This window comes from Rhizobium sp. TRM96647 (assembly GCF_025780115.1).
In the GTDB taxonomy this organism is placed as follows: domain Bacteria; phylum Pseudomonadota; class Alphaproteobacteria; order Rhizobiales; family Rhizobiaceae; genus Mycoplana.
In genome coordinates this window covers 466,901-492,044 of the sequence record NZ_JAOXHF010000003.1, presented here as the reverse complement: position 1 = coordinate 492,044, position 25,144 = coordinate 466,901, and the positions used below count along the sequence as shown (strand labels likewise).

27 protein-coding genes are annotated in these 25,144 nt (G+C 64.5%); 17 read left to right on the top strand and 10 right to left on the bottom strand.

The features are described from left to right. The first annotated feature begins 156 nt into the window (after positions 1 to 156). The gene (locus OCK02_RS08125; protein ID WP_263812590.1) at positions 157 to 774 is read left to right on the top strand and encodes a methyltransferase family protein; all 618 of its coding nucleotides are present in this window, start codon (positions 157 to 159) and stop codon (positions 772 to 774) included. Between the two features lie 148 nt (positions 775 to 922). After that, positions 923 to 1,645 (top strand): response regulator transcription factor, encoded by a 723-nt coding sequence (locus OCK02_RS08120; RefSeq protein ID WP_230806617.1) that lies wholly within the window; start codon positions 923 to 925, stop codon positions 1,643 to 1,645. Positions 1,646 to 1,708: 63 nt separating this feature from the next. Here the strand turns inward: OCK02_RS08120 and OCK02_RS08115 are convergent, their stop codons facing one another. After that, positions 1,709 to 2,557: a MipA/OmpV family protein gene (locus OCK02_RS08115; protein ID WP_263812589.1), complete on the bottom strand. Its 849-nt coding sequence runs from the start codon at positions 2,555 to 2,557 to the stop codon at positions 1,709 to 1,711. 302 nt (positions 2,558 to 2,859) lie between these two features. Between OCK02_RS08115 and OCK02_RS08110 the strand changes: the two genes are divergently transcribed. Beyond that, complete coding sequence (locus tag OCK02_RS08110) at positions 2,860 to 4,164, top strand: ATP-binding protein (RefSeq protein WP_263812588.1); 1,305 nt, start codon at positions 2,860 to 2,862, stop codon at positions 4,162 to 4,164. Here OCK02_RS08110 and OCK02_RS08105 read toward each other — a convergent pair. Next, entirely contained in the window at positions 4,161 to 4,487 is a 327-nt protein-coding gene (locus OCK02_RS08105) for an FmdB family zinc ribbon protein (RefSeq protein ID WP_263812587.1), read from the bottom strand. The genes OCK02_RS08110 and OCK02_RS08105 overlap by 4 nt on opposite strands. Before the next feature lie 105 nt (positions 4,488 to 4,592). Continuing rightward, a complete protein-coding gene (locus OCK02_RS08100) occupies positions 4,593 to 4,742 on the bottom strand; it encodes a hypothetical protein (protein ID WP_263812685.1) in 150 nt (49 codons plus the stop codon). On the opposite strand from OCK02_RS08100, the gene OCK02_RS08095 reads away from it, so the two are divergent. Then, positions 4,690 to 5,484: a LuxR C-terminal-related transcriptional regulator gene (locus OCK02_RS08095; protein WP_412178785.1), complete on the top strand. Its 795-nt coding sequence runs from the start codon at positions 4,690 to 4,692 to the stop codon at positions 5,482 to 5,484. The genes OCK02_RS08100 and OCK02_RS08095 overlap by 53 nt on opposite strands. Before the next feature lie 9 nt (positions 5,485 to 5,493). On the opposite strand, the gene OCK02_RS08090 is transcribed toward OCK02_RS08095, so the two are convergent. From OCK02_RS08090 to OCK02_RS08060, 7 genes are all read right to left on the bottom strand, one after another. Beyond that, positions 5,494 to 6,444, bottom strand: a complete 951-nt coding sequence (locus OCK02_RS08090; protein WP_263812585.1) for an NAD(P)-dependent oxidoreductase — start codon at positions 6,442 to 6,444, stop codon at positions 5,494 to 5,496. 69 nt (positions 6,445 to 6,513) lie between these two features. Further along, complete coding sequence (locus OCK02_RS08085) at positions 6,514 to 7,224, bottom strand: GntR family transcriptional regulator (protein ID WP_263812584.1); 711 nt, start codon at positions 7,222 to 7,224, stop codon at positions 6,514 to 6,516. Between the two features lie 82 nt (positions 7,225 to 7,306). Further along, complete coding sequence (locus OCK02_RS08080) at positions 7,307 to 8,128, bottom strand: alpha/beta fold hydrolase (RefSeq protein WP_263812583.1); 822 nt, start codon at positions 8,126 to 8,128, stop codon at positions 7,307 to 7,309. A 3-nt stretch (positions 8,129 to 8,131) separates the two neighbouring features. Next, positions 8,132 to 8,977, bottom strand: coding sequence for a carbohydrate ABC transporter permease (locus OCK02_RS08075; protein WP_263812582.1), 846 nt, complete (start codon positions 8,975 to 8,977; stop codon positions 8,132 to 8,134). A 1-nt stretch (position 8,978) separates the two neighbouring features. Beyond that, positions 8,979 to 9,935 (bottom strand): carbohydrate ABC transporter permease, encoded by a 957-nt coding sequence (locus OCK02_RS08070; protein ID WP_263812581.1) that lies wholly within the window; start codon positions 9,933 to 9,935, stop codon positions 8,979 to 8,981. Between the two features lie 17 nt (positions 9,936 to 9,952). Further along, complete coding sequence (locus tag OCK02_RS08065; protein WP_263812580.1) at positions 9,953 to 11,260, bottom strand: extracellular solute-binding protein; 1,308 nt, start codon at positions 11,258 to 11,260, stop codon at positions 9,953 to 9,955. Positions 11,261 to 11,309: 49 nt separating this feature from the next. Then, entirely contained in the window at positions 11,310 to 12,392 is a 1,083-nt protein-coding gene (locus tag OCK02_RS08060) for an ABC transporter ATP-binding protein (RefSeq protein WP_263812579.1), read from the bottom strand. Positions 12,393 to 12,687: 295 nt separating this feature from the next. Here OCK02_RS08060 and OCK02_RS08055 point away from each other — a divergent pair, with 295 nt between their 5' ends. The 13 genes from OCK02_RS08055 (at position 12,688) to OCK02_RS07995 (ending at position 25,125) form a co-directional block, all read left to right on the top strand. Then, positions 12,688 to 13,464: an SDR family oxidoreductase gene (locus tag OCK02_RS08055; protein WP_263812578.1), complete on the top strand. Its 777-nt coding sequence runs from the start codon at positions 12,688 to 12,690 to the stop codon at positions 13,462 to 13,464. Between the two features lie 6 nt (positions 13,465 to 13,470). Further along, positions 13,471 to 14,601, top strand: coding sequence for a pyridoxal phosphate-dependent aminotransferase (locus OCK02_RS08050; protein ID WP_263812577.1), 1,131 nt, complete (start codon positions 13,471 to 13,473; stop codon positions 14,599 to 14,601). A 36-nt stretch (positions 14,602 to 14,637) separates the two neighbouring features. After that, positions 14,638 to 15,516, top strand: coding sequence for an alpha/beta fold hydrolase (locus OCK02_RS08045; RefSeq protein WP_263812576.1), 879 nt, complete (start codon positions 14,638 to 14,640; stop codon positions 15,514 to 15,516). A gap of 5 nt (positions 15,517 to 15,521) precedes the next feature. Next, positions 15,522 to 16,775, top strand: a complete 1,254-nt coding sequence (locus tag OCK02_RS08040; RefSeq protein WP_263812575.1) for a hydantoinase/carbamoylase family amidase — start codon at positions 15,522 to 15,524, stop codon at positions 16,773 to 16,775. Continuing rightward, positions 16,775 to 17,704, top strand: a complete 930-nt coding sequence (locus OCK02_RS08035; protein WP_263812574.1) for a cupin domain-containing protein — start codon at positions 16,775 to 16,777, stop codon at positions 17,702 to 17,704. The genes OCK02_RS08040 and OCK02_RS08035 overlap by 1 nt, the downstream gene beginning before the upstream one ends. After that, a complete protein-coding gene (locus OCK02_RS08030; protein ID WP_263812573.1) occupies positions 17,704 to 18,642 on the top strand; it encodes a nucleoside hydrolase in 939 nt (312 codons plus the stop codon). Before OCK02_RS08035 ends, OCK02_RS08030 begins: the two co-directional genes overlap by 1 nt. Positions 18,643 to 19,030: 388 nt before the next feature. Beyond that, a complete protein-coding gene (locus OCK02_RS08025) occupies positions 19,031 to 19,870 on the top strand; it encodes an ABC transporter ATP-binding protein (RefSeq protein ID WP_263812572.1) in 840 nt (279 codons plus the stop codon). 22 nt (positions 19,871 to 19,892) lie between these two features. Then, a complete protein-coding gene (locus OCK02_RS08020) occupies positions 19,893 to 20,672 on the top strand; it encodes a class II aldolase/adducin family protein (protein WP_263812571.1) in 780 nt (259 codons plus the stop codon). Positions 20,673 to 20,718: 46 nt separating this feature from the next. Beyond that, the gene (locus OCK02_RS08015) at positions 20,719 to 21,744 is read left to right on the top strand and encodes an ABC transporter substrate-binding protein (protein WP_263812570.1); all 1,026 of its coding nucleotides are present in this window, start codon (positions 20,719 to 20,721) and stop codon (positions 21,742 to 21,744) included. Between the two features lie 62 nt (positions 21,745 to 21,806). After that, positions 21,807 to 22,538 carry an ABC transporter permease gene (locus OCK02_RS08010; RefSeq protein WP_263812569.1) on the top strand — a complete coding sequence of 244 codons (732 nt, stop codon included), beginning with the start codon at positions 21,807 to 21,809 and terminating at the stop codon, positions 22,536 to 22,538. After that, the gene (locus tag OCK02_RS08005; RefSeq protein WP_263812568.1) at positions 22,535 to 23,296 is read left to right on the top strand and encodes an ABC transporter permease; all 762 of its coding nucleotides are present in this window, start codon (positions 22,535 to 22,537) and stop codon (positions 23,294 to 23,296) included. The genes OCK02_RS08010 and OCK02_RS08005 overlap by 4 nt, the downstream gene beginning before the upstream one ends. Before the next feature lie 8 nt (positions 23,297 to 23,304). Beyond that, complete coding sequence (locus tag OCK02_RS08000; RefSeq protein ID WP_263812567.1) at positions 23,305 to 24,600, top strand: LLM class flavin-dependent oxidoreductase; 1,296 nt, start codon at positions 23,305 to 23,307, stop codon at positions 24,598 to 24,600. Between the two features lie 21 nt (positions 24,601 to 24,621). Continuing rightward, positions 24,622 to 25,125, top strand: coding sequence for a flavin reductase (locus OCK02_RS07995; RefSeq protein ID WP_263812566.1), 504 nt, complete (start codon positions 24,622 to 24,624; stop codon positions 25,123 to 25,125). The last annotated feature ends 19 nt before the right edge of the window (positions 25,126 to 25,144 follow it).

The following is a 25,144-nucleotide window of genomic DNA, read 5'->3' as shown; positions in this document are numbered from 1 at the left end:
GAACGGCGCGCAAGGACGGGGCCGGTCCGACCGCCGGCCGGCCCCGTCATCTTTCCCTGCAGCTCTTAACAGACGGCAACATATCATTAAGCCGAAGCCGCACCCGGCATGGGAAGAACCATCGAGTTTCCTTCCCCACGAGGCTTTGAAAGCACCATGAACGATATCCGGGTTCCCTTCCTGCAGATCTACCGCATCAACGCGCTTCGGGCACTTGGCGGCCTTGCCTTCTGCCTGCTCGTCGTCACCGCGCCGCCGCCGCCATTTCCCTTGTTCGACGTCGTCTTCGAGGCCATGGGGATGATCGCGATCTTCGTCGCCATCGCCGGCCGTGGCTGGTCGCTGTTCTATATCGGCGGGCGCAAGAACGCCGAGCTGGTGACGACGGGTCCCTATTCGATCACCCGCAACCCGCTCTATCTCTTCAGCCTGATCGGTATCGCCGGCGTCGGCGCGCAGACGGGCAGCCTGCTGTCGATGACGTTGCTGGTGCTGGCCGCCTATCTCGCCTTCGACATGGCGATGCGCGGCGAGGAAGCCTATCTCGGCAGCCGCTACGGGCGGGGCTTCGAGACGTATCGCGATACTGTTCCGCGGCTCTGGCCGGATCTTTCCCTGTGGCGGGAGTGCGAAGACGTGCCGCTCCGTTCCGCACGTGCGATCGGCAGCCTCAGGGACGGGATCGTCTTTCTCGGCGCCTGGGTCGTCGTCGAGCTCGTCCGGCTGGGGCAGGCCGCCGGCCTCCTGCCGGTTCTCTGGACCCTGCCGGTCTGACGATTGCGGCCTTCCCAAGCCTCGCAACAAAACTTAATAAAGCGAAACATCTGCGATCCGGACAGCGTGCGACATGCCTGCATTCGGGCGCGCCGCGGTCCTGCTGTATCGCCATGCGCGCGTCGAGTTTTGTTTGAGGAAGGCCGTAGTGCAACCGAACTCCGCCAATGCGAAGATCCTGATCGTCGAGGACGACCCCGAAATCGGCAAGCTACTGGCGCTTGCGGTGCAGGAAAACGGCATGATCCCGACCGTCGCCGAAGACGGGCATGTGATGAACGCGCTTCTGCGCAACAACGAGTTCGACCTGATCATCCTGGACGTGATGCTGCCCGGCGAGGACGGCCTGAGCATCTGCCGGCGCATCCGCTCGGAAAAGACGACGCCGATCATTCTCTTGACCGCACTGGGAGAAGAGGTCGATCGCATCGTCGGGCTGGAGGTCGGCGCCGACGACTATGTGACAAAGCCGTTCAGCCCGCGCGAGGTCGTGGCTCGCATCCGCAGCCTGTTGAGGCGGGCATCCTATGGCCTGGCGAATACGACGGTGCAACGGAAACTGCGTTTCGAAGGCTGGCAGATCGATCCGTTGCGACGGCAACTCCACGATCCGAGCAGCGCCCGTATCGCCGTGACGACGACGGAATTCGACCTGCTGCTCGCCTTCTGCCGCAATCCCGGCCGGGTCATCACCCGCGAGGAGCTTCTGTCGCTCACCCATACGGGTCTCGCAGGTCCGATCGAGCGCAGCGTCGACGTGCATATCAGCCGCCTGCGCCAGAAGATCGAGGCCGATCCCAAGAACCCTGTCCTTTTGCAGACGGTCCGGCTCGGCGGCTACATGTTCACCGCCAGCGTCGAGCAGGCCTGATCCTTCCAGCAGAAAGGCCGGGTGATGACCCGGCCTTTCCTGTCTTGCTCTTTTCCTGCCGGCTCAGAACTTGTAGCCGACGAACAGCGACGTCGAAGGCTGCAGCTTTTCTTCCACGATCGGGCTGTCGGCCGCGTCTCCGGTCAGGATGCCGAGGCTCGCTTCGCCGCGCACCATCCAGTTTTCGCTCAGCAGGTAGGTGGCCGATGCCGAGACGTTGACGCGCTTCAGGCCGGCCTCCGCCTTGTATTCGGGCAGGCCGGACCGAGCCGCCTGCTTGGCGTTGACGCCGAAATAGGCTTCCATGTGCTTGTCGTTGGCGACCACTGCCTCGGCGCCGGCGCCAAGGATCAGCCGTTCGGTCACCGGCGCCTGGTATTCGGCGCCGAAAGTGCCGATCAGGCTCTCGCTGCCGTCGATCGTCTGGTCGATGCTGGCATAGAGTTCGAGACCGTTCCAGTCATAGGACGCCCTGGCGCCGACGGTCGCGGCGAAATCGATGTCCCCCAGCCCCTTCAGGCGGTCTGCATCGTCCTCGTCTCGCCCGCCTTCATAGCCGATCTTGGCGGCCAGCGCGAAGCCGTTGTGCCGGAAGGGGGTGATCATCACGCCCCTGGGGTCGATCTCCAGCCATTCGCCATAGGTGAAGATCACGACCGGTATGGGCTGTACCTTGAACTCGTCGCCGCCTTCGTATTCCGGTTCATAGATCGCGCCGGCGCCAAGGACCAGGCTCCAGTTGCGCCGGGGCTCTTCGCCGTTGAACCGCTCCTGGTCGAAGGGCGCCTCGGGGGCCTGTCCTGACAGGCCCGCATCGGCGGCAAGCGTGCTCGAGCCCGTGCCGGCCAGCACGAGCGTGACGTATAGGGCGCTTGCGGGAAGTCGCCGGTCGGTCCGTTGGATAAAAGACATGAGTGCTCCAGTGATTTGACACGGGCGTCGCAGGCAGAAGGCGAGCCGTGTTTGCAACACATCCGTCCTGTCACGAACGGAACCGGCGCTGCATGTCTTTGTGTTGCGCTTTGTTGCGGGGCGTCTTCCGCGGTTATTTCGGCTGGCGGTTCCGCAGGGCAGACACAAAACTTAATGTCCAATTTCGGCTGACATCGTTATCGTCGCCGGCAGTGAGCTGGGGAGTGACCCATGCTTGCCGGTTCGTTTCATGCAGGGGGCGAGAGCCCCGGGGAGGCGTCTTGAAATTTCGGATACCCCGGTTGATCTCGACCATTCACAGCCAGATCACCGCCGTCATTTTCGCCTGCCTGGTCATCGCCTTCATCATCGGCTCGACGCTGGAAAGCTGGGTGAGCGACGACTACAGCATGCCGGACCTGGAGGGCATGTCGAGCCGTGTCTCGACGATCGCTTCGGTCCTCTCGACGGCGACGCCTGCGGAGAGAAATACAATCCTTGCGGCGGCCAATCGCGGCGACTACCGCCTCGTCCTGCGACCGTTCTCCTATTCCGACCGGTTCACCACATCGTCTCCGGACGAGCCGTTCATCCAGGTCGCGATCGATCGCCTCCTTCCGCCGGAGGACCGCCCGGTCCCGGTCGGAGGATGGAGGACTTTCGTCGACGGCAAGCGCGTCCTGGCCGCGAAGGTGGACGACGACACGCTGCTGGTCATGGAACTGCTGCCCGAGAGCTTCTTGCGCAACGACGCGCTGAGGTTCGGCTCGAACTACCTGGTGGCGACAGTCACGCTCGTCATCCTGTTTTCCGTCTTCGCCGTCTGGGCGATCACGCGGCCGCTGCGCGGCATCGCATCGGCGGCGATGAAGGCCGACATCTCGGTCGGCCCGGCGCTCTTCGAGGAGCGCGGCAGCGTCGAGATCGTGACCCTTGCGCGGGCGCTGAACGGCATGCAGCGCCGCATCTCGACCATGGTCGAGGCCCGGACCCGGATGCTGCGCGGCATCAGCCACGACTTGCGGACGCCGCTGACGCGACTGCGGCTTCGCGCCGAGCGTCTTGGCGAAGACGAGGTCCGAGATGCCCTGCTGACGGATATCGAGCGGATCGACCGCCTGCTCAAGGAAAGCCTCGGCTATCTTCGCGACAACCATCAGCGCGAAGCGCGGCAACGCGTCGACCTGGCCTCGGTCCTCCAGACCGTCTGCGACGAATTCGCCGACATGGGGCACGATGTCCGTTACCGCGGCCCCGCGCGCATGGTTGCAAGCTTCAAGCCTTTGGCGCTGACGCGGGCGGTGACCAATCTGTGCGAAAACGCGATCAAGTTCGGCACCCACGTCGAGGTCGAGCTCCGCGCGGACAACGGCAAGGCGATCATCGACGTCATGGACGACGGGCCCGGTATTCCCGAGGAATATCGAAGTCGCGTTCTGGAGCCCTTCTTCAAGGTCGATGCGGCGCGCGGAGACGCCGATGCCGGCTTCGGCCTTGGCCTCTCGATTGTCGCCGAGATCATCCAGGCGCATAACGGCAAGCTGCGGTTTCTCGATCGCAGCCCCAAAGGGCTGACCGTCCGGCTGGAAATGCCGTCAGGTTTCTAGTGACTGATCATCCAGGGCCGGGCGGAGGGGAAAGTCTTGGAGCCGTCGGCGCGGTAGACCGACTTCGACGGTTTCTTGCTGCCGCAGCAGCCGGGGCCGTGGCCGAGCGACTTGGAGCGCTTCGGCTCGTGCTGGGCGCGCTCGTTGGTGGCGATCGCGGTGCGGGTGCCGGCGTCCATGCCTGAGAAGAACGGCGTGGTGAAGAAGGCGCGCGGGGCCTGCGTGCCGCAGGACGGGCAGTCGCAGGGCTCGGCGGAGGCCGCCATCGGGCGCATCTCGGTGAAGGGGCCGCAGTCGGCGCAGCTGTAGTCATAATAGGGCATGTGTTCGTCCCGCCTCGTCGCTTGGGTTGTCAGTCGCCGGCGACAGTGCCGGCAGCGGCCATGGGCGGACGACGCATCACGCGCCGTCCGCCAGACCTTAAGGGGTCACGCCATCACAGATCGTGAGCGATCGGCATGTCGATCGAGCCGTCGAGGTATTTCTTCGGCCCGTCTGCTCACCTGCAACAGCGGCCGGCAGGCGATCTCGCTCGCCAATTCGAGTTCGCCAGACATCGTGCTGATGGATGCGGTCATGCCCGGCCTCGACGGCTTCGAGACCTGCCAGATCCTCAAGGCCGAGCGCGGCTTCGAGGATATCCCGATCATCTTCATGACCGGCTTCAACGAGAGCGAGCACGTGGTGCGGGCGCTGGCAGCCGGAGGGGTCGACTTCGTCAGCAAGCCGATCGAGCTGAACGAGCTGTTCGCCCGCATGCGCGTCCATCTCGGCAATGCGCGACGGGCGCGCTCCGCGCGGCGCGCGCTCGATTCCACCGGACGCTGGATCGTCGCCTGTGACCGCAACGGCCGGATCTTCTGGTCGACGCAGCAGGCTTCCGACCTGATACAGCGGGCGGGAATCCGCTCCGACCAGCGCGCCTACTTGCCCTGGGAGGTGGTGGAATGGCTAGGCGCCAGCGGCGAGCCGGCGGCATCTGCCGTCCTGCAGGAGGCGTTTCGCTATTCGCGCAACGGCCAAGACCTGGAGTTCCGCGTCCTCTCCGGCGACGGCGAGGAGGTGCTGCTGCGCCTCGTCGACCGGCACCGCGGCACCGACGAGGAGCAGCTCGCCAAAGCCTTCGGGCTGACGCTGCGCGAGGCGGAGGTACTGCTCTGGATCGCGCACGGCAAGGCCAACAAGGAGATCGCGGACATCCTCGAAATGTCGCCGCGCACGGTGAACAAGCATCTGGAGCAGATATTCAACAAGCTGACGGTCGAAAAGCGCACCTCGGCAGCGACGATGGCGGTCAGGGTGCTCTGGCGAGACACCTGATCCTCGCGCTCAGTAACCGGATGTCGGGTCGACGACGGATGAAAGCGGGCGCCCTGCCAGATAGGCGTCGAGATTGGCGAGAAAGCGTTCGCGAATGGCCTCGTCCTGGTCGCCGCCAGCCCAGGAGATGTGCGGGCTGATGACGACATTCGGCATCGCATAGAGCGGATGCCCGTCCGGCAGGGGCTCGGGCGTGGTCACGTCGAGGGTCGCCTGTCCGATGGTGCCGGCCTCGAGTGCGCGGATCAGTGCGTCCTGGTCCACGAGGCCGCCGCGGGAAACGTTGATGAAATGCAGGCCCGGCTTTGCCACGCGGAACAGGGCTTCGTCGATCATGCCGGCTGTCTCGGACGTCAGCGGAGCTGCGACGACGAGATGATCCGCAGCGGCGAAGACGTCTGCGACGCTGCCGCAGGCGATGATGCCGTCCTCGCCCTGCCACGGCGAGCGACGGCTGACGAGGACCTCCATGTCGAAGGCGCGGGCGCGCCGTGCGATCGCCTGGCCGATCGAACCATAGCCTACGAGGCCGAGCGTCCTGCCGTAGAGGCGGCCGATATCATGCGGCGTCCAGTCTGCCTCCGTACGGGCGCGCGTGTCCTCCAGCCGCTTTTCGATGCGGAGCATGGCGGCGAAGACGAATTCGGCGATGGGGACGGCATTCACGCCGCGTCCGCACGTCATGACACGATCCTTCAGCAGCACCGGCGGAAAGTTCTCGACGCCGGTCGACTGGGTCTGGACCCACTTCAGCGTTGCGGCGAACCGCCAGTCCTGCGGCGTCAGCCGCCATGCCGGAAAGCTGCCCGTCAACAGGATTTCGGCCTCGGCCGCGATGCGCCAGGGTTCTGCGGGGAACGGATCGTCGATGACCACGGGCGCGGACGGGTGTTGTGCGATGCGTCGCCCGAAATCCGCGCCCAGGTGGTTGACGATGACGGGTTTCCTCGGCGTGCGCATGGCTGTTCCTCCGACGTGCGACCCTTGCCGGTGCGGCCGCTCGTGACATCTGGTTTGGGGTCGTCTCGCTTATTTTGCCCGGCTCATATTGGCGGGAAGCGAGGAGATGAAGTCGGTCAACTGGTCGCCCAGGAGCTGGACGTGTTCGCTCGCGGCCTTGTGGGCCGCTTCCGGATCGCCGGCATCGATCGCGTCCATGATGCGGACGTGTTCACTCAGCGTGCTCAGCATGCGGCCGGGCTGATAGGTCGCGCGCATGCGGTAGGCACCGATGCGACGGCGAAGCTGTATGGCCTGATCGGCGATGAAATGGGTGTGCGCGGCCTCATAGAGGAGGTCATGGAATTGCTGGTTGACATTGTAGAAGGCGAGCGGGTCGCCGGTCTCATAGGCCTTGACCAGGTCTTCGTGCACCTTGCGCATGGCCGCCCGTTCGCCCTTTGTCGCGCGGCGCGCGGCAAAGCGCGCGCAGAGACCTTCGAGCGCCGACATGACATCGAACATCTCGATCAGGGCCGGGATGGACAGAACGGCGACGTGGGTGCCCTGGCGGCCGCGCGTCTCGACGAGGCCGATGGCGAGCAGGGCCTTGATGGCCTCCCGAACCGGGGTCCGCGACAGGCCGAAGCGGCGGGCAAGGTCCATTTCGTCCAACCGCTCGCCGGGGGCGAGGCGGCCGTCGAGGATCATCAGCTCGAGCTGCTCGCGCAACTCGCCCGAGCGGGTCGGTGCGCGCGAGCTGTTTGCCGCCTCGGGCAAGCGCGTCTCATCCTGATCCAATTCCAGTACTCCTCTCACGTTCCGCGGAGCGGACAATCGGAACTTTTCTGGCGCCATTTATACTTTTCTTTCGCTCATGCATTCAACGTACGGATTCCCGGTATACCAGGCGCGCGATACAAGTTTCGATCTTTTCCACAATCATCGCGGGCGCCTCGACCATCGGGAAGTGGCCGGAGTCGTAGGTGACAACTTCAGTATCCCGGAAGCAGGGCAACGGATCGGGATGGGCGAGCCGCGCGACCCAGCGCGAGTTGAGCATCAGTGCCGGACGCCTCACCAGCGGCCAGCGATCCTCGACGTTCCAGGCGAAGAGGTCGTCCTTGACGTCGAGCGCGAAATTCGCCTGGGCAGCGGCGATCATGCCGTCGGTGATCGACTGCCGGAGGGCCTCGGCCGTGGACGGGTGCACGATGGTGTCCACCATCGCGCGCATGCAGCCGGCATAGTCGATCGCGAACGCCTCGTGACGCCGTTGGATCTCCCGGTCGGAAAGGCGGCCGTAGTAGTCCCGATCGGTCAGGGTGTCGAGGCCGATCAGGGCCCTGATCCGTGAGGGGGCGGCGATCGCCACCTCCGTCATGATCGGGCCGCCCATGGAATGGCCGACGAGAACGGCGCCGCCGATGTCCAGGTGATCCAGTACGCGGGCGACGGCTGCCCCCATGGCACGGATCGTCTGGCCGGAACGGGGCGGCGGCGCCATGCCACCAAAGCCCGGATGTGAGACTGCGAGGACGCGATGCCTGCGGGCCAGCTCCGGCGCGATGATGTCCCAGTGCGCGGCGCTGCCGCACCAGCCGTGGATCAGCACCAGCCAGTCGCCCTCCCTCCCGAAGGTTCGGTAGCCGATCTGTCCGCCCATCGGGGCGTCGAGTGGGATGAGTTCGACGGCTCCGGTCATGGGTCAACCCTTGATGCCGCTGGTGGTCATGCCTTGCGAGAAATACTTCTGCAGGGCCAGGAACAGCAGGATCAGCGGCAGCGTGGCGACGGTGGCGCCGGCGAAGGTTTCGCCCCAGTTGGGAAGCTGGGTGGGTGAGCCCTGCTGGGCGATCGCCACCTGGATGACCTGGTTGGCCGGATCCTGCACGATGACCAGCGGCCAGAGGAAGCTGTTCCACGAGAACAGGAAGGTGATCAGGCCGAGAGTGAGCATCGGCACCTTCACGTTGGGCAGCACGATCGAGAAGAAGATGCGCACATGGCCGGCGCCGTCGATGCGGGCGGCATCTTCCAGTTCCACCGGCAGTTCCTCGAAGGCCTGTTTCAGCAGGAACAGGCCGAAGGGACTGGCGATCCACGGGATCATGACGCCAGCGAGCGTATTCGACAGGCCGAGGCCGGAGACGACCTGGTAGAGCGGCACCATCATCGCCTCGATCGGCAGAAGGAAGGTGAGCAGGATCAGGACGAAGACGATCCTGGCGCCCGGAAACTTGATCCGGGTCAGCGAATAGGCCGCCATGGCGCAGAGCAGCAGCGTCAGCGCCACCTGGCCGCCGGAGACGATGGCGGTATTGAGCAGCGCAGTCAGCACGTTCGTGCGCTCGAACAGCGTCCGGTAGTTCTCGAACGTGCCGCCGACCGGGAAGAAGGCCTTCCACGACAGGGGCGTGACGTCGTTGAACAGCGTGAGCTGGTTCTTGAACGAGGAGGCGACGATCCAGGCGTAGGGCGCAAGGAAACAGCACAGGATCAGGACGATGACGAGGGCGACGAAGAGGCCGCGCCGGAGAGGGGTACTCTTCATGTCAGTAGTTCCAGCGGGAGCGCAGAAGGGCCATCTGGGCCATGGAGATGGCCAGCACCACAAGCAGCAGAACGACGGATAGCGCGGAGGCATAACCGGCCTGCTGCATGATGAAGGCGGAGTTGTAGATGTGGTAGACGATCAGGTTCGTGCTTTCCTGCGGGCCGCCCTGCGTCATCAGGAAGGCGGGTGCGAAGGCCTGCAGCGAGAACACGGTCATGATGACCACGACGAAGAGGGTGGTGCGCGACAGAAGTGGAATGGTGACGTTCCATAGCACCTGGCGACGCGTCGCGCCGTCGATGCGGGCCGCCTCAGTCAACTCCACGGGCAGGCCCTGGAGGCCGGCGAGGAACAGGATGGCGCCGAAGCCGACCTGCTGCCAGAGCGTCATGGCGACAAGGGCTGGAAGCGCCTGGTCCGTCGAGGTGAGGAAGGGCTGGTTGCCGATGCCTGCGATGTTCAGGACGCCGTTGATGAGGCCGTTGGACGGGTCGAGCAGGAAGGACCACATGGTTGCGACCACCACCGAGGAGGTGACGACCGGCAGCATGATCACCGTGCGGACGAGACCCCGGGCGGGGAGCCTCGAGTTCAGGAACAGGGCGAGTGCAAAGGCGACCGGGATGACGAACAGCACGACGCCAAGGGCGAAGAGGAAGGTGACGCCAAAGGAAATCGCGGCATCCTCGTATTCGATCATGTCGGTGAAGTTGCGCAACCCGACGAACTTTGCCGCCGCCGGGTTGAGCAGGCTGTAGTCATAGACGCTGTTGCGGGCCATCACCAGGAGCGGCAGGTACTGGAAGACCAGCAGCAGGATCATGAAGGGCGCAAGGAAGCCGGCGGCGAACATCCAGTCGCGCTTCTGCCGCCTGGTTGCGGGTTTGCGCGTCCCGGTTTTCGGCTGGATCGAGCCTGTGGCCGAGGTCGCGGAGAGGGTATTCGAAGCCGGCATGCCTGTATCCATTGCTGTTAGCGGTCGAGGACCCGCTGAACCTTCTTCTCGGCGTCGGCCATCAGCTCGGCCGGATCGCCACCGAAGGCCACGGCGCGCAGCGCGTCGGTGACCAGCTTGTCATACTGGGCGAACTTCGGGCCCGGCGGGCGCGGCTGGCCCCATTCCTGCAACTGGTCGACGAAGACCTTCATCGGATAGTTGCCGTAGACCTCGAAGCGGGGGAACAGGCTCTTCAGCGTCGGCAGGTTGCCGCGCTGGCTGACGTTCATGTAGGCATATTCGCCCCAGGACATGTCGACCACGAACTTGGCGGCGATCTCAGGATGCTTGGAGCGGGCGGTGGCGCCGATCGTCGTCGAACCGGTGTGGACGACGGGGGTCTTGAAATAGGGGATCGGCGTGATGCCCCACTCGATCTTCGGATCCTTCAAGAGAGCGCTGCCGGCGGCCGGCGTGTCGATGTAGAAACAGGCCTTGCCGTCGAAGAAGGCGTTGGGGATGCCGACCTTCGGCGCCACGCCCTCGGCGTTGAAAAGCGACTGGTAGAACGTCAGCGCCTCGATGGCTTCCGGGGTGTTCAGGTAGCCCTCGACCGACTTGCCATCCGGGGACAGTGCCCAGAAGGTCTTGTAGGCGCTGCTCTCCGGATCTGCCTTCGGATCGCCGGCAGAGCGCTGGTAGATGAGATCCTGATAGACGAGGCCCGGCTGGCCGTTGCCGAAGCGGGTCGGGCCGAGGCCCCAGACGGTCGGCGCGCCGGCCGGTCCCTGCTGGCAGGCCTTGAAGGCTTCCAGCGCCTGCGGCCAGGTCCAGGCCTCGCCGAGGGTCTGGGGCGGCTTGATGCCGGCGGCCTCGACCAGCGTCTTGTTGTAATACATGGCGACGGTGGTCTGCTCGATACCCGGCGAATAGACCTCGCCCTCGTAGCTGTGTTCTGCCTTGGTGGCGGGCAGGATGTCCTCGTCCCAGCCTTCCGGCAGGTATTTGGTGATCGGCAGGAGGATGCCGGCGGCGGCGTAGGACCGTGTGTTCGGACCGTCATAGACGATGATGTCTGGCGGGTTGGAACTGGCGGCCTGGACGGAAATGGTGTCGGCGAGCTGGGCGAAGGGAACTTCGTTGATCTCGAACCTGACGCAAGGGTTTTCCTTCTGCCAGGCTTCCATCGGCGCCGGGTAGGGATAGTTGCCGGGCGTGCGCAGGATGCGCAGCGTCACCTCCTCGCCGGCGCAGGCAGCGGCGGCGTCCTGCGCATATGCCCCGGTGCCGCCGAGCGCCGTCGCACTGAGCAGGCCGGCAAGGAATAGGTTGCGAGCATTCATCGGCTGTTCTCCTGGTTATCGAAGTCTGCGTGCGTCGGGGGCTCCGGTCTCAAAGGGCGCGGCCGGTATCCGGATCGAAGAGTGAGATGCGGTCGAAGGCGACGCGTAGCGCCTGCTCCCCGCCTTCGCGCACGGCCAGTTCGGGCGGCAGCATCGCGGAACAGGCCACGCCTGCGAGCGTGAAGTGGACGAGCGTCGTGGGGCCGAGCAGTTCAGCCATGTCGACAGTCGCGGTGAAGGCTGCGGCGCCATCGGCGAGGAAATGTTCCGGCCTGATGCCGATCTCGATGCCCTTGCCGACATGCCGCAGAAGCGCTTCCGCCCTGGCCATCGGAACGGGGATTGCGATGTCGCCGATCCGGAGGGACACGCCGGCGTCTGCCCGCATGACGGTCGCCGGCAGGAAGTTCATGGTCGGGCTGCCGATGAAGCCGGCGACGAACCGAGTGGCCGGTCGTTCGTAAAGTTCCTGCGGCGTCCCCTGCTGCTCGATCCTGCCCTTGTTCAACACGACGACGCGGTCGGCCAGCGTCATGGCCTCGACCTGGTCGTGGGTGACGTAGATGGTGGTGGCGCTCAGCCGCTTGTGCAGCCTGCGGATTTCGGCGCGCATCTGACCACGCAGTTTTGCGTCGAGGTTCGACAATGGTTCGTCGAACAGGAAGACGGCGGGATCGCGCACCATGGCGCGACCCATGGCGACGCGCTGGCGCTGACCGCCGGACAATTGCTTGGGGCGTCGCTCGAGAAGGGCCGAAATGTCGAGCACCTGGGCTGCGTCCTCGACACGGCGGCGGATTTCCGCCTTGTCCATGCGCGCGAGGCGCAGGCCGAAACTCATGTTCTGCGCCACCGTCATGTGCGGATAAAGCGCGTAGTTCTGGAACACCATGGCAATATCGCGCTCGCGCGGCTCCCGTTCGTCGACCCGGCGGCCGGCGATCCAGATCTGGCCGTCGGAGAGCTCCTCCAGACCGGCGATCATCCGCAGCGTCGTCGATTTTCCGCAGCCCGACGGGCCGACGAGAACGACGAATTCGCCGCTGTGAATGTCCAGGTTGAGATCCTCGATCGTGTTGGTCGAGGCGCTTTCATAGGTCTTGCCCACATTCTTGAGGGACACGTCTGCCATGGGATCTTTCCGGCTGTCCTTTGGGTTCCGCCCTGTCGGGCTATTCGCGACAGTGATGGCATTTTCGTATTCACGCAATACGTATGCGTATACAAAATATCGATTTCTTGCGAAAATTGATGATGTGCAAGTTTTTGAGGCGGATTGCCTGCAAGCTTTGACTACGCAGTAGGCAGATTCCTATTTCTGACCGGTTTGTGGATAAAAATTTCCGTTGCCTGCCAAAAAACCATGGACAGCTTCAAAATTTTACGTATGCAATATGTTGAAATATGTATTCATACAGGAGATGCAGGTGGAACTTAGTCTTGCTGGAAAGACCGCGCTGATTACCGGCGCGTCTCAGGGCATCGGGCATGCGATCGCAAAAGTGCTGGCGTCCGAAGGATGTCACCTTCACCTCGCCGCCCGGAACGGCGCGGCGATGGAGGAACTGAAGAGGGAGTTGGCCCAGTATCCGGTCGAAGTGACGGTGCACGAGGCCGACCTCGGTACCACCGAGGCCATGGTCGCACTCGACAGGGCCTGCGGCGACTACGACATTCTCATGAACAACGCCGGCGACATCCCGGCTGGCTCGATCGAGGACGTGACCGACGAATCGATCCGCCGTGGCTTCGACCTCAAGGTCTTCGGCTACATCACGCTCGCCCGCGAGTTCTGGAAGCGGCGCAAGGGCAGGGGCGGCGTCATCATCAACGTCATCGGCAATTCCGGCGAGAACTGGGATGCCGCCTATTTTGCCGGCTCGACGGGCAACGCCGCGCTGATGAGCTTCACCAAGGCGCTCGGCGGCCGCAGCATGGACGAGGGCATCCGCGTCGTCGGCGTCAACCCGGGCCCGGTCGACACGCCGCGCATGTTCAAGATCATGAAGCGCAAGGCGATCGACATGCTGGGCGACGAATCCCGCTGGGAGGAACTCTACGAGAAGTATCCGGGCAAGCGTCCGGCAACGGCCGAGGAGGTCGCCGATCTCTGCGCCTTCCTTGCTTCGCCCAAGGCCGGCTACATCAGCGGAACGGTCGTGACGATCGACGGCGGCATTGCCGCGCGCGGTTCGGTGATCTGATCCGCCATGGCCGACGCTCGCACCCGCAACCGCTATTTCGACGACCTGTTCTCCACGCCGGACCTGGCGTGGATGGGGCAGAACACCAATCACGTGCCCGCCCATCCGGCGGTCACCGAAGCCATGGTCCGTTCGGTCGAGGCCGGCGAGTTCAACGCCTATGCGCCCCCGATGGGGTTCGAGGCGCTGCGCAGCGCCATCGTCGCCGATCTGGGCGCCGGCGCGGCCGAAGCGCTGGTGACCGAGGGCGGCGTCAACGCGCTTGCGATGATCTGCAAGGCGCGCGCCCGGCCGGGCACGACGCTGGTGACCACCGATCCCACCTGGAAATGGCCGTGCCTGTTCGCCGAACAGGCCGGTGCCGAGGTCATCCAGATCCCCATCTATGATCCGGCGGTGAACTACAAGCTGACGCCCGACGCCCTGCGCGCCGCCGTCGATGAGCGCTGCGCGATCATCTACATCGTCGATCCGAACAATCCGCTCGGCATCCGCTACGATCGCGAGGAGATCGAGGCTTTCGCCGCGATCGCCCGTTCAGTCGGTGCGCTGATGATCCACGACTGCACCTATCGCGATTTTGCCGACGGCCACACGCCCGTGCTGCAGGTGGCGCCGGAGGGCACCGTGGTATCGCTCAGTTTCTCCAAGTGGCTGGGGCTTGCCGGTATGCGCATTGGCGCGCTCGTCGCCGAGCCGAAACTGGTGGACGAGTTCGGCGCCGCCTCGACTTCGGTTCTCGGCGCCTCGGTGGTTGCCCAGCGCGCGGCGATGGCCGGCCTCGCCGTCAAGGCGGAATGGATGCAGGAGGTCCGCCGCCTCGACCGTGCCAACAAGGCGATCATCGTCGAGGCGGCGAAGGCGGCGGGACTCGCGGTTCCGATCCCCGTCTCGCACGGCAACTTCCTGGTGCTGGAGACGGCATCGACCGGCGTCTCGCCGGAGGCGATCGTCGAGGCGGCGCGTCGCGAAGGCGTGATGATCCGCCAGGGGCGCTATCATACGGCCGCTTTCGGCGATCGCTTCATCAAGGTCTCGACCTCGGTGCCGGGTGCCTGGGCGGAGCGCTTCTGCGAAGGCCTGCCGCGCTACATCGAAACCGCGCGCACGCTCAACGACGTACCGGCCCTGTTCTAGGGCCGGCAATTTTTCGACACGCGAAGAGGCTTTCATATGTATGCGACCGCCAGGGATGGAACGAGGCTCTACTACGAGACGGCGGGAGCGGACGGTGCGCCGATCCTATTCATCCACGAGTTCGGTGGAAACTACGATGCCTGGGAACCGCAACTGAGCTTCTTTGCGCGTCGCCACCGCTGCATCACCTATGCCGCGCGCGGCTACGCCCCGTCCGACATTCCGACGGATATCGAGATGTATTCGCAGGCGATCGCCGCCGAGGATGCGGTGGCGGTGCTCGATCATCTCGGTATCGAGAAGGCGCATGTCGTCGGCCTCTCGATGGGCGGCTTCGCCACTCTGCATTTCGGCCTTCGCTTCCCGGAGCGCGCGCTGTCGCTGACCATCGCCGGCGCCGGCTACGGCACGGAGCGGGAGACAGCCGACTATTTCCGCAACACCTCGCTGAAGGTGGCGGAGAACTTCGAGAAGGATCCGGCCGGCTTCTCAAAGATCTATTCTCTCGGCGCGAGCCGGGTGCAGTTCCAGAACAAGGACCCGCGGGGCTGGGCCGCCTTCGCCGACCGGCTGTCGCGGCATTCGGCGATCGGCGCCGCCAACACCATGCGCGGCGTGCAGTGCCGCCGCCCGTCCTTCTGGGATCTCGAGGACGAGTTGAAGCGGATGACAGTGCCGGCGCTGGTGATGACCGGCGACGAGGACGATCATTGCCTGCAGCCGTCGATCTACCTGAAGAAAATGCTGCCCGCCTGCGGGCTCGCCATCCTGCCGAAGACCGGCCACACGCTGAACCTCGAGGAGCCCGCGCTGTTCAACGCGCTCGTCTCCGACTTCATCGCCCAGGTCGATCAGGGGGTGTGGAAGGTCCGTGATCCCCGCGCCGATCCCGGCCAGGTCATGCGGACGGAGTAACGGCGATGGCAAGGCCCGGGATTTCCGCCGACCGGCTCTGGGCGCGCCTGATGGCGCTCGGCGAAGACGGCGCGTTGCCGGGGGGCGGCGTCAACCGCCAGGCGCTGTCGGAGGAGGAAATCCTGGCGTGGCGGCGCATCATCGGCTGGGCAAGCGAGGCCGGTCTCGTGCCCTCCACGGATGCAGCCGGTAATCTGTTCCTGACACTTGAAGGTTCCGTTCCCCACCTGGCGCCCGTCGTCGCCGGCTCTCACATCGACAGCCAGCCGACGGGCGGTCTTTTTGACGGGGCGTTCGGAACGCTGGCCGCACTCGAAGCGGCGACGGCCATCGCGGAGGCCGGGCTCGTGCCGGAGCGATCGATCGTCGTTGTCGGCTGGATGAACGAGGAAGGCAGCCGTTTCGCGCCCGGCATGATGGGGTCGGAGCTCTTTGCCGGCCTGCGTACGCTCGAGGATGTGATGGCGGTTCGCGATGCGGACGGCATCGGCGTCGGCGAGGCGCTAAAGCGCGTTCACGACTGCTTTCCGGACATCGGGCGCCGGCCGCTCGGCTTTCCGATCCATTCCTATATCGAGCCGCATATCGAGCAGGCAGACTTTCTAGGGACCGCAGGCGCCGTGATCGGCGTCGTTTCCGGGATCCAGGGCAAGAAGACCTTCGAGGTGACGGTGACCGGCCGCGAGGCGCATGCGGGCACCGAGCCGATGGAGCGGCGGCAGGATGCCGTACAGGCCTTCGCCCGGATGGCGACGCGCATGCATGATGCGATGGCCGGTGACGACCGCGTCAAATTCACGATCGGCCGCGTCGTGGTCGAGCCCAACGCGCCATCGGTCGTGCCCGCAAGGGTTACCTTCCGCATCGATTTGCGGCATCCCGACAATGCCGCGCTTGGTGCTTTCGGCGCGCAATTGGAAGCGATCGCGCTGGCCGAGGCCGGCGCTTGCGAAGTCGACATCCGCCGGCTCGTCGATGCGCCGTCGAACGGTTTCGACGAAGGGCTCAGGGCGGCGATCCGGGCTTCGGCCGATCGCCACGGTTTGCGCTCGCTCGACGTGCTTTCAGCGGCCGGTCACGATGCCCGCCAGATGGCGCCGCTGACCCGCAGCGCCATGATCTTCATCCCGTGCCGGGGCGGCATCAGCCACCATCCCGACGAATGGGCGGAGCCCGCCCATGTCGCCGCCGGCGCCGCCGTTCTTCTCGACCTGCTCCTCCAGGAAGCGGGCGTTCCGTACAATCAAGGAGATGCATGATGAGCACTGCCGACGACATGGCTGAAATGCCGGTCCAACTGCCGCGCAATCCGGCTAACGAAGCCGAGGCGCGCAGCCGCTATTTCAATTCCGGCAATGCCTTCAACATCAAGCTTCCTCCGGTGCCGGGCCATATCTTCGTAGACGAACCGGCGAAGGCGATGGCGATGGAGAAGACCGGCTTCATTGATTGTGACCAGTCCGACCAGATGCAATGCGGCTTCCCGGCGACGACGCCGCTGATGCTGGCGCGCTACGCGGTGGTGAAGGCCAGCGAGACGCTCGACGCCACCCTCACCAACACGGCTTCGATCTGGTATGTGATCGCCGGCAAGGCCGGGCTCGTGGTCGGTGACGAAAAGGCGTTGCTCGGCAAGGGTGATGTGTTCCTTCTGCCCGGCGGCGTCGCATCGGCGATCACCGCCGAGGTGGACTGCGTGTTCTGGGCCGTCGGCAACGACCCGCAACTGAAGTTCGATACCTCCGTGCCGGTGACCGGTGCCGAAGCCGCCGTCGCATTCGTGCACTATCCCGCGGGCGAGATCGCCCATCAACTGGACGTGGTCTACAGCGCCAACGCCAATGCCAGCACTTCCGGCCACGCGCTGATCTTCTCGGCCGCAAAGACCGAGGCCGCCCGCAATATCACGCCGACGATGACGCTTTCGCTCAACACGCTGAAGCCGAAGAGCTTCCAGCCGCCGCACAAGCACAATTCGGCTGCCATCACGCTCGTCGTTTCCGGCGATCCGGCATATTCGATGGTGGCGGACCAGCAGTGCGACTGGTCGCCCTGGGCCACGCTCGTCACGCCGGCGGCCGCCAAGCACAGCCATCACAACGACGGCAGAACGCGGGCCGAGTTCCTGATCGTCCAGGACGGCGGCTTCTACTATCACGCCCGCACCATGGGCTTCGAGTTCTACTGATGCGGCTGATCATCGACACCGATACGGCGGGCGACGACACCTATTCGCTGCTCCTGGCAATGCGGACGCCCGGCTCGACGCTGGAGGCGGTCACCGTCTGCGTCGGCAACGTCCCCTTCGACCAGCAGGTCGAAAACGCACTTGCGACCATCGAGGCGGCGGGCTTTTCCGGCAAGGTGCCGGTCTATTGCGGCGCGCGCCGCCCGATGGTGAAGCCGTGGGAGGCCTCGACCATGCATGGCGACGACGGAATGAGCGGCGCCAACCTGCCGATCGCCCGCCAGCGGCCGGAAACGATGCATGCCGTCGACGCCATCATCGAGAAGGTGATGGCCGAGCCGGGCGAGATCGACATCCTCGCCCAGGCGCCGCTGACCAACATCGCGCTGGCGGTGATGAAGGAGCCACGGATCGCCAAGGCGGTGCGTCACCTCTGGATCATGGGCGGCACCGACAACTCCGTCGGCAACATCACCCCTTGTGCCGAATACAATTTCTTCATCGATCCGGAGGCCGCGAAGATCGTGTTCGAAGCCGGCTTCAGGATCACGCTGTCGACCTGGACGCTGACCATGCGCTCCAGCCTGTTCGAGGCGGAGCAGTTGAACGAGATCTTCGCGATGAACACGCCGCTTTCGGAGTTCTACCGCAAGGTTTCAGCCGTGCCGCGGCAGACGGCCGAGGTGCGTTACGGCCGGCCGATGAGCACGCATCCGGATTCGCTGACCTGCGCCATGGCGCTCAATCCGGGGCTGATCGAGGCCGCCCGGGACGCGGTGGTGCGGATCGAAACCGCAGGTGAAATCACCCGCGGCTTTTCGGCGGTGCATCCGGCGGTGCTCGGCAGTCGCTGGCCGGAATACAAGGTCAATGCCCGTGTGGTCGAGCAGGCTTCGAATGATGGCTTCTTTCGCATGATGAAGCAGGCCCTGTCGTGAGCATCGCGTCGCAGCGGTGCCGAATTGACGTGCCTCTATTTCGATCATCGCCTGCACAATAAATGGGATATTTTGCGTGCATCAATTATGTAACTGCATGCAATTATCGAGTGTACGTATAATTTTATGAGGTGGCATGCTCACAACGGGGATTTTCGACCATAGAATTCGTCACACGGACAGAATATCCGGCACTTGCATGGAAGTCTGTTTCGGTTACGGTCTGGCATGAGGCTTGCTTGTATTCTTTCAATGCGGAACTGCATACGCGCAGGAGAAGAGAATGACCCAAGGAACGATGGCACTGTCAGACGAAGGTTCCCGCGGAGCCGCCGCCGATGCGACGGGATTGATCGATCGTCTCGGGTTTTCAAGTGGAAAGGTGACCATGTCGACGAATGTCAAGCTCGAGGCCGTTGAGCCTGCCGTGACGGGGGAGGGCGAAAAGCCGCTGATCGAACTGCGGAACGTCTCCAAGACGTTCGGCGCAGTCAAGGCGCTCAGCGATCTCGAGGTCTCCATCCGTCCGGGGGAACTGGTGACGGTGGTCGGGCCGTCCGGCTGTGGCAAGAGCACCCTCTTCAATATACTGGCCGGGCTGGAGGAGCCGGATCCCGGCAATGTCCTGCGGCTGAAGGGCGTGAGTTCGACCGCCTCCGATCTGCTCGGCAAGGTCTCGTTCATGCCGCAGCGCGACCTGCTGCTGCCGTGGCGCAATGTCATCGACAATGCCATTCTCGCGCTCGAGATCGAGGGCATGCCGCGCGCCGAGGCGCGCAGACAGGCCATGGAAATGCTGCCCGAATTCGGTCTTGCCGGTTTCGAGGCGCAGTATCCGAACCAGCTTTCCGGCGGCATGCGGCAGCGCGTGGCGCTGATGCGCACCTTCCTGTTCAAGCGGGACCTGATGCTGCTCGACGAGCCGTTCGGCGCGCTCGATGCGCTGACCCGCACGATGATGCAGCGCTGGCTGCTGGACGTCTGGCAGAAACACAAGCGCACGGTGCTCTTCATCACCCATGACGTCGACGAGGCGATCTTTCTCGGTGACCGGGTGCTGGTGATGACGGCCCGACCCGGCCGCATAAAGCTCGAGCAGGTCGTCGACCTGCCGCGTCCGCGCAAGGCTGACATCGTGACCTCTCCGGAATTCATCGCGCTCAAGAAGACCCTGCTCGAGGCGATCGAGGAGGAAAGCATGAAATCCTTCCAGGTTTCCGGACACTGACACGAACGACGAGGATCGAATGATGAGCGACCACTATTCCGGCCGTCCCACCCATATTCCCGAAGCCGAGTGGAAGGCGCGCGTCGATCTCGCCGCCTGCTACCGGATGGTGGCCCGGCTCGGTATGGACGACCTGATCTACAATCACATCTCGATGCGCGTGCCCGGGCATGAGGACCAGTTCCTGCTGAACCCCTACGGCTTCCTGTTCGAGGAGATCACCGCGTCCAGCCTCGTTCGGATCGACACGCAGGGCAACAAGCTCGACGACACGCCCTACTCGGTGAACAAGGCCGCCTTCGTCATCCATGGCGCGATCCACAAGTCGAGCCACGACGCGGCATGCGTGCTGCATACCCATTCGGACGCCAGCGTGGCCGTGTCCTGCCAGGAACAGGGCCTGCTGCCGCTCAGCCAGTTCGCCATGCGCTTCTACCAGCGCCAGGCCTTCCATGGCTATGAGGGCGTTGCGATCGACCTCGACGAGCAGGAGCGGCTGATCCGCCATCTCGGGGGCAACAAGGTGATGCTGATGCGCAATCACGGCATCCTGACGGTGGGCCGTACGCCGGGCGAAGCCTTCATGCTGCTCTACTATTTCGAACGTGCGGCCCGGATCCAGCTCGACCTGCAGGCAGCCGCGGCGTCCGGCGCGAAGCTGGTCGTGCCGCCGCACGAGGTTTGCGAGAAGGCAGCCCGCCAGTTCTGGGAGAGCAAGGGCGACATTCTCATTGCCGGCGAACGGGAGTGGCCGGCCTTCCTGCGTCAGCTCGACAGGGAGGGATCCGACTACCGGCAATAAGCTGGGTGGAGGTCAACGACAAACATAAAACCAACAGAGAGGTTCCATGCTTAACAGACGTAACGTACTCGCCGCATTCGCGGCCGCCGCCATCGGTCTCCAGGGTATCGGTATGGGCGCCGCTCCCGCCGCGGCCCAGGACATGGTCGATGCCAGCCTGCGCCTCAAGTGGCTGACCCAGGCCCAGTTCGCCGGCTTCTACGTCGCCCTCGAAAAGGGCTACTACAAGGATGAGGGCATCAACCTCACCATCAATCCGGGCGGACCGAACCTCCTGACGGAAAACCTCGTGGCGACTGGCGCCGATACCTTCGGTCTCTCGGGCGGCACCGACAGCGTGTTCGCAGCCCGCGACAAGGGCATGCCGATCGTCTGCATCGGCGTTTCGCATCAGGTCACGCCGTTCGTCTTCGTCTCCCACAAGGATGGTCCGGTCCAGACCGTCGCCGACTTCAAGGGCAAGAAGATCACCACCTGGTTCACCGGCGCCAACCATGTGCTGTCGGCCATGCTGTCCAAGGTCGGCGTCGATCCGAAGGAGGCTGATATCCAGCCGCAGCAGGTCTCCGTCACGCCTTTTGTCGACCGCCAGGTCGATGTCGTCACCGCCACCCGCTATAATGAGCTCTACGTGATCAACCAGCGCGTCGGCAAGGACAAGCTGGATCTGTTCGTGCCGGAAGACAGTGGCGTCTCCTTCCCGCGCGACACGCTGATCGTCTCCGAGCAGACTGCGGCCGAGAAGCCGGAACTCATCGAGAAATTCCTGCGCGCCAGCGTCAAGGGCTGGAAGGATGCCTTCGCCAACGAGAAGGAAGCGATCGACATCATCATGAAGATCTCGCCGACGCTCGATCGCGCGCAGCAGGAGTTCATGCTGACCGAGGTCAAGACGCTGATGACCGCGGGCAAGGCTTCGACCGATGGCCTGTTCACCATCGACAAGACCGCTGTCGGCTCCGCCAACGACCTGCTGGCCCAATATGGAGTGATCTCCAAGCCTGTCGATCTCGATGCCGCGTTCAACGCCAGCTTCATCGACACGATTCCGGCCGAGGAAAGGCGCCTGTGAGCGGCGTCAGCACATCCGCCGCAACCCTGCCCGTCGCATCGACGGGCAGGATCCACGCGGCCGTGAAACCTATCCTCTGGCTGGCGCTGGGCCTCCTGGCGATCGAGGTTCTCGTCATGGCCCTCGAGATCCGCCCCTACTACCTGCCGCGGCCGAGCGCGATCGCCGCCAACATCATGGCGACGCCCGGCGCCTACCTGGCCGGGCTTTGGCGCACCTTCCTGGAAACCGCACTCGGCTTCGTCGCCGGCAGCCTGTTCGGCGTGCTGATGGCGGTGATCTTCCATCGCTGGGTGGCGTTGAGGGAGCTGTTCTTTCCCCTCTTCGTGGTGTCGCAGACCATTCCGGTGATCGCCTTCGGCGCCGTCGTCGTCCTCTGGTTCGGCAACACGCTGTTCGCCAAGGCCGTCATCTCCTTCTACATCAGCTTCCTGCCGGTCACCGTGAACACGCTGCTCGGTTTCTCTTCGGTCGATCCACGTCAGGTACAGCTGATGCGCAGTTTCGGCGCAAGCGACGTCCAGATTCTGCGCCGGCTCTACCTGCCAGCCGCGTTGCCTCAGCTTTTCGTGGCGCTGAAGCTCGCCTCCTCGCTTGCCCTCGTCGGCGCGATCGTCGGCGAGTGGTTCGGTGATACCACGGGTCTCGGCGTGCTGCTCTTGCAGGCCATGTACAACGAGAACGTCGTCGGCATCTGGGCGACCATCGTCGTTTCCGCCTGTCTGGGCATGGGTCTCTACTCCCTCGTCTCCCTTGCCGAGCGGAAGATCGTATTCTGGGGAGGCGAGCAATGAATGCCTACATGCAGTCCGACAGCGCGCGCCAGATCGGACGCGGCCTTGCCGGTGCTCTCCTGGTTGCCGCAGTCTGGGAACTGTCCGCGCGCGGACTGAACCTGCCGGCCTACGTGCTGCCTTCCGTCACCAGCATTCTGGGCGGTCTGGTGAACGATGCCGCAAGCCTGGCCAAGGCCGCCCGCTACACGGCGGCGGAATCCTTTGCCGGCTACGTCATCGGCTGCCTGGTCGGCATGGCCGCGGCCGTGCTCGTCACCATGATCCCGGCTGCCCGCTCTGTGGTGCTGCCGCTGGCGACCGCGATTAACTCGGTGCCGGTCGTCGCCTATTCGCCGCTGGTGCTCCTGTGGTTCGGCATGGGCATGGCCTCGAAAATCGTGATGGTGGCGGTCGCCGTCAGCTTCACGATCTTTCTCAGCACGATTGCCGGGCTCGACCGCGTCGATCGCAAATCCGTCGACCTGATCCGCTCCTTCGGGGCCGGCCGGCTTGCGGTGCTTTGGCGCCTGCGCCTGCCGACCGCGCTGCCGCTGATCATCGCCGGCATGCGCGTTTCCACCGTCCGCAGCGTCATCGTCGCCATCGTAACCGAGATGCTGGGCGCCTATGACGGGCTCGGCTGGATCATCTACCAGGCCGTGCTGCAGATCGATTTCGTGAAGGTCTGGGCCGCGATCATCGTCGCATCGGCCATCAGCCTCACCTTCTTCGGCGCCATCAGCTTCATCGAGCGGCGCTACGTGTTCTGGAGATAGACAAAAGCATGACACGCAAGATTCACCTCGGCCTCTTCCTGCTGGGCACCGGCAGCCACGTCGCAGGCTGGCGGGTGCCAGATGCGATGGACAGCTTCCAGGACATCGGGATGGTCAAGAAGATCGCGATGGAGGCCGAGCGGGGCCTGTTCGACCTGATCTTCATGGGCGACAATCTTCATACCGATCCGGCCGCCCACCCGTCCTATACCGCGCGCCTCGAGCCGCTGACGCTGCTCTCGGCGGTGGCGGGCGCAACCAGGTACATCGGCCTCGGCGCCACCGTTTCGACGACCTATAGCGATCCCTTCACGGTCGCGCGCCTGTTCGCTTCGCTCGACCATCTGAGCGGCGGGCGCGCGGCGTGGAACGCGGTGACGACTGCCAATCCGACGGCCGCCGCCAACTTTGGCACCCTTCATCCCGACCATTCGAAGCGATACGAGATCGCCGAGGAATTCCTGACCGTCGTGCGCGGGCTGTGGGATTGCTGGGCGGACGATGCGATCGTCGCCGATCGTGAGACGGGCCTCTACATCGATCCGGCCAGGGTCCGCCCGCTCGATCACGAGGGGACACACTTCAAGGTCAAGGGACCGCTGAACATCGGGCGTTCGCCGCAGGGGCAACCCGTCATCCTGCAGGCCGGCGGCTCCGGTCCCGGCCAGGAACTAGCCGCCAAGTCCGCCGACGTCGTCTTCTCGGTGACGCAGGATCTCGACGACGCGCGCGTCTTCTACCGCTCGGTCAAAGACCGGCTGGCGGGTTACGGGCGATCAGAGGATTCAATGGTCATCCTGCCCGGCGTGATGCCGATCGTCGGACGCACCGAGCGGGAGGCGCACGACAAGTTGGCCCGGTTGCAGGGCTTCGTCAGCGAGACCAATGCGCTGTCGCTGCTCTCCGACCGCTTCGGTATCGACATGAGCGTCCACGATCTCGACGGCCCCATTCCACCCGACCTCGTTCCCTCCGACAGCTACCACGCCTTTGCCCGAGTGATGCTGGAAAAGGCGAAGCGCGACAACATGCGCCTGCGCGACGTCTACAACCTGATGGCGGCCGCCCGCGGCCACTGGGTGCTGTGCGGTACGCCGGACTACGTCGCCGACACGCTGGAAACCTGGTTCACCACCGGGGCGGCCGACGGCTTCAACGTCATGCCTTCGCATTTCCCGGACGGGCTGACCGATTTCGTCGACATGGTCGTGCCGATCCTGCAGGAGCGCGGGCTCTACCGCACGGAATATGAAGGAACGACGTTGCGCGACCGCATGGGCTTCGCGCGGCCGGAACGCGGCTGAAGGGGTGGAGACGTGGGTATCATGAGCTACAGCTTCGACACGATCGAAACGGCGGATTTCCGCAACGGCATGTCGCGCCTCGGGGCGGCGGTCAACATCGTGACGACACGATCGGCGGAAGGCCCATTCGGGTTTACGGCCTCGGCCGTCTGCAGCGTCAGCGATACGCCGCCGACGCTGCTTGCCTGCATCAATCGGAAGAGCTCCTGTTTTCCCGCCTTCGAAGATGCGCGTTTCTTCTGCGTCAACACGCTGGCGCCGGGACATGAGGCGCTCTCCAACCTGTTCGGCGGCAAGACCGCGATGGCGGAACGCTTCTCCGCCGGACGCTGGCTCGACGGCAGGACCGGCGCGCCGGTGCTGGCAGACGCTTTGGTGAGCTTCGAATGCGAACTGTCCCATGCCTTCGACGAGGGCACACACCGCGTCCTGTTCGGCCGCGTCATCGACATCCGCGCCACCGACAGCGATGCCGCCCTCTTCTACTGCGCCCGCCGCTATGTGGCGATCAACGGTGCGGGATAGAGCCGCAGGCTGCGTCGGA

Coding starts and splice junctions, on each gene's coding strand:
- OCK02_RS08005 (WP_263812568.1), top strand. CDS start 22,535: ATGAATGCCTACATGCAGTCCGACAGCGCGCGCCAGATCGGACGCGGC.
- OCK02_RS08080 (WP_263812583.1), bottom strand. CDS start 8,128: ATGACCGGAGCCGTCGAACTCATCCCACTCGACGCCCCGATGGGCGGA.
- OCK02_RS08035 (WP_263812574.1), top strand. CDS start 16,775: ATGAGCACTGCCGACGACATGGCTGAAATGCCGGTCCAACTGCCGCGC.
- OCK02_RS08015 (WP_263812570.1), top strand. CDS start 20,719: ATGCTTAACAGACGTAACGTACTCGCCGCATTCGCGGCCGCCGCCATC.
- OCK02_RS08125 (WP_263812590.1), top strand. CDS start 157: ATGAACGATATCCGGGTTCCCTTCCTGCAGATCTACCGCATCAACGCG.
- OCK02_RS08115 (WP_263812589.1), bottom strand. CDS start 2,557: ATGTCTTTTATCCAACGGACCGACCGGCGACTTCCCGCAAGCGCCCTA.
- OCK02_RS08020 (WP_263812571.1), top strand. CDS start 19,893: ATGAGCGACCACTATTCCGGCCGTCCCACCCATATTCCCGAAGCCGAG.
- OCK02_RS07995 (WP_263812566.1), top strand. CDS start 24,622: ATGAGCTACAGCTTCGACACGATCGAAACGGCGGATTTCCGCAACGGC.
- OCK02_RS08090 (WP_263812585.1), bottom strand. CDS start 6,444: ATGCGCACGCCGAGGAAACCCGTCATCGTCAACCACCTGGGCGCGGAT.
- OCK02_RS08105 (WP_263812587.1), bottom strand. CDS start 4,487: ATGCCCTATTATGACTACAGCTGCGCCGACTGCGGCCCCTTCACCGAG.
- OCK02_RS08030 (WP_263812573.1), top strand. CDS start 17,704: ATGCGGCTGATCATCGACACCGATACGGCGGGCGACGACACCTATTCG.
- OCK02_RS08075 (WP_263812582.1), bottom strand. CDS start 8,977: ATGAAGAGTACCCCTCTCCGGCGCGGCCTCTTCGTCGCCCTCGTCATC.
- OCK02_RS08000 (WP_263812567.1), top strand. CDS start 23,305: ATGACACGCAAGATTCACCTCGGCCTCTTCCTGCTGGGCACCGGCAGC.
- OCK02_RS08040 (WP_263812575.1), top strand. CDS start 15,522: ATGGCAAGGCCCGGGATTTCCGCCGACCGGCTCTGGGCGCGCCTGATG.
- OCK02_RS08100 (WP_263812685.1), bottom strand. CDS start 4,742: ATGACCGCATCCATCAGCACGATGTCTGGCGAACTCGAATTGGCGAGC.
- OCK02_RS08045 (WP_263812576.1), top strand. CDS start 14,638: ATGTATGCGACCGCCAGGGATGGAACGAGGCTCTACTACGAGACGGCG.
- OCK02_RS08060 (WP_263812579.1), bottom strand. CDS start 12,392: ATGGCAGACGTGTCCCTCAAGAATGTGGGCAAGACCTATGAAAGCGCC.
- OCK02_RS08025 (WP_263812572.1), top strand. CDS start 19,031: ATGTCGACGAATGTCAAGCTCGAGGCCGTTGAGCCTGCCGTGACGGGG.
- OCK02_RS08070 (WP_263812581.1), bottom strand. CDS start 9,935: ATGCCGGCTTCGAATACCCTCTCCGCGACCTCGGCCACAGGCTCGATC.
- OCK02_RS08065 (WP_263812580.1), bottom strand. CDS start 11,260: ATGAATGCTCGCAACCTATTCCTTGCCGGCCTGCTCAGTGCGACGGCG.
- OCK02_RS08050 (WP_263812577.1), top strand. CDS start 13,471: ATGGCCGACGCTCGCACCCGCAACCGCTATTTCGACGACCTGTTCTCC.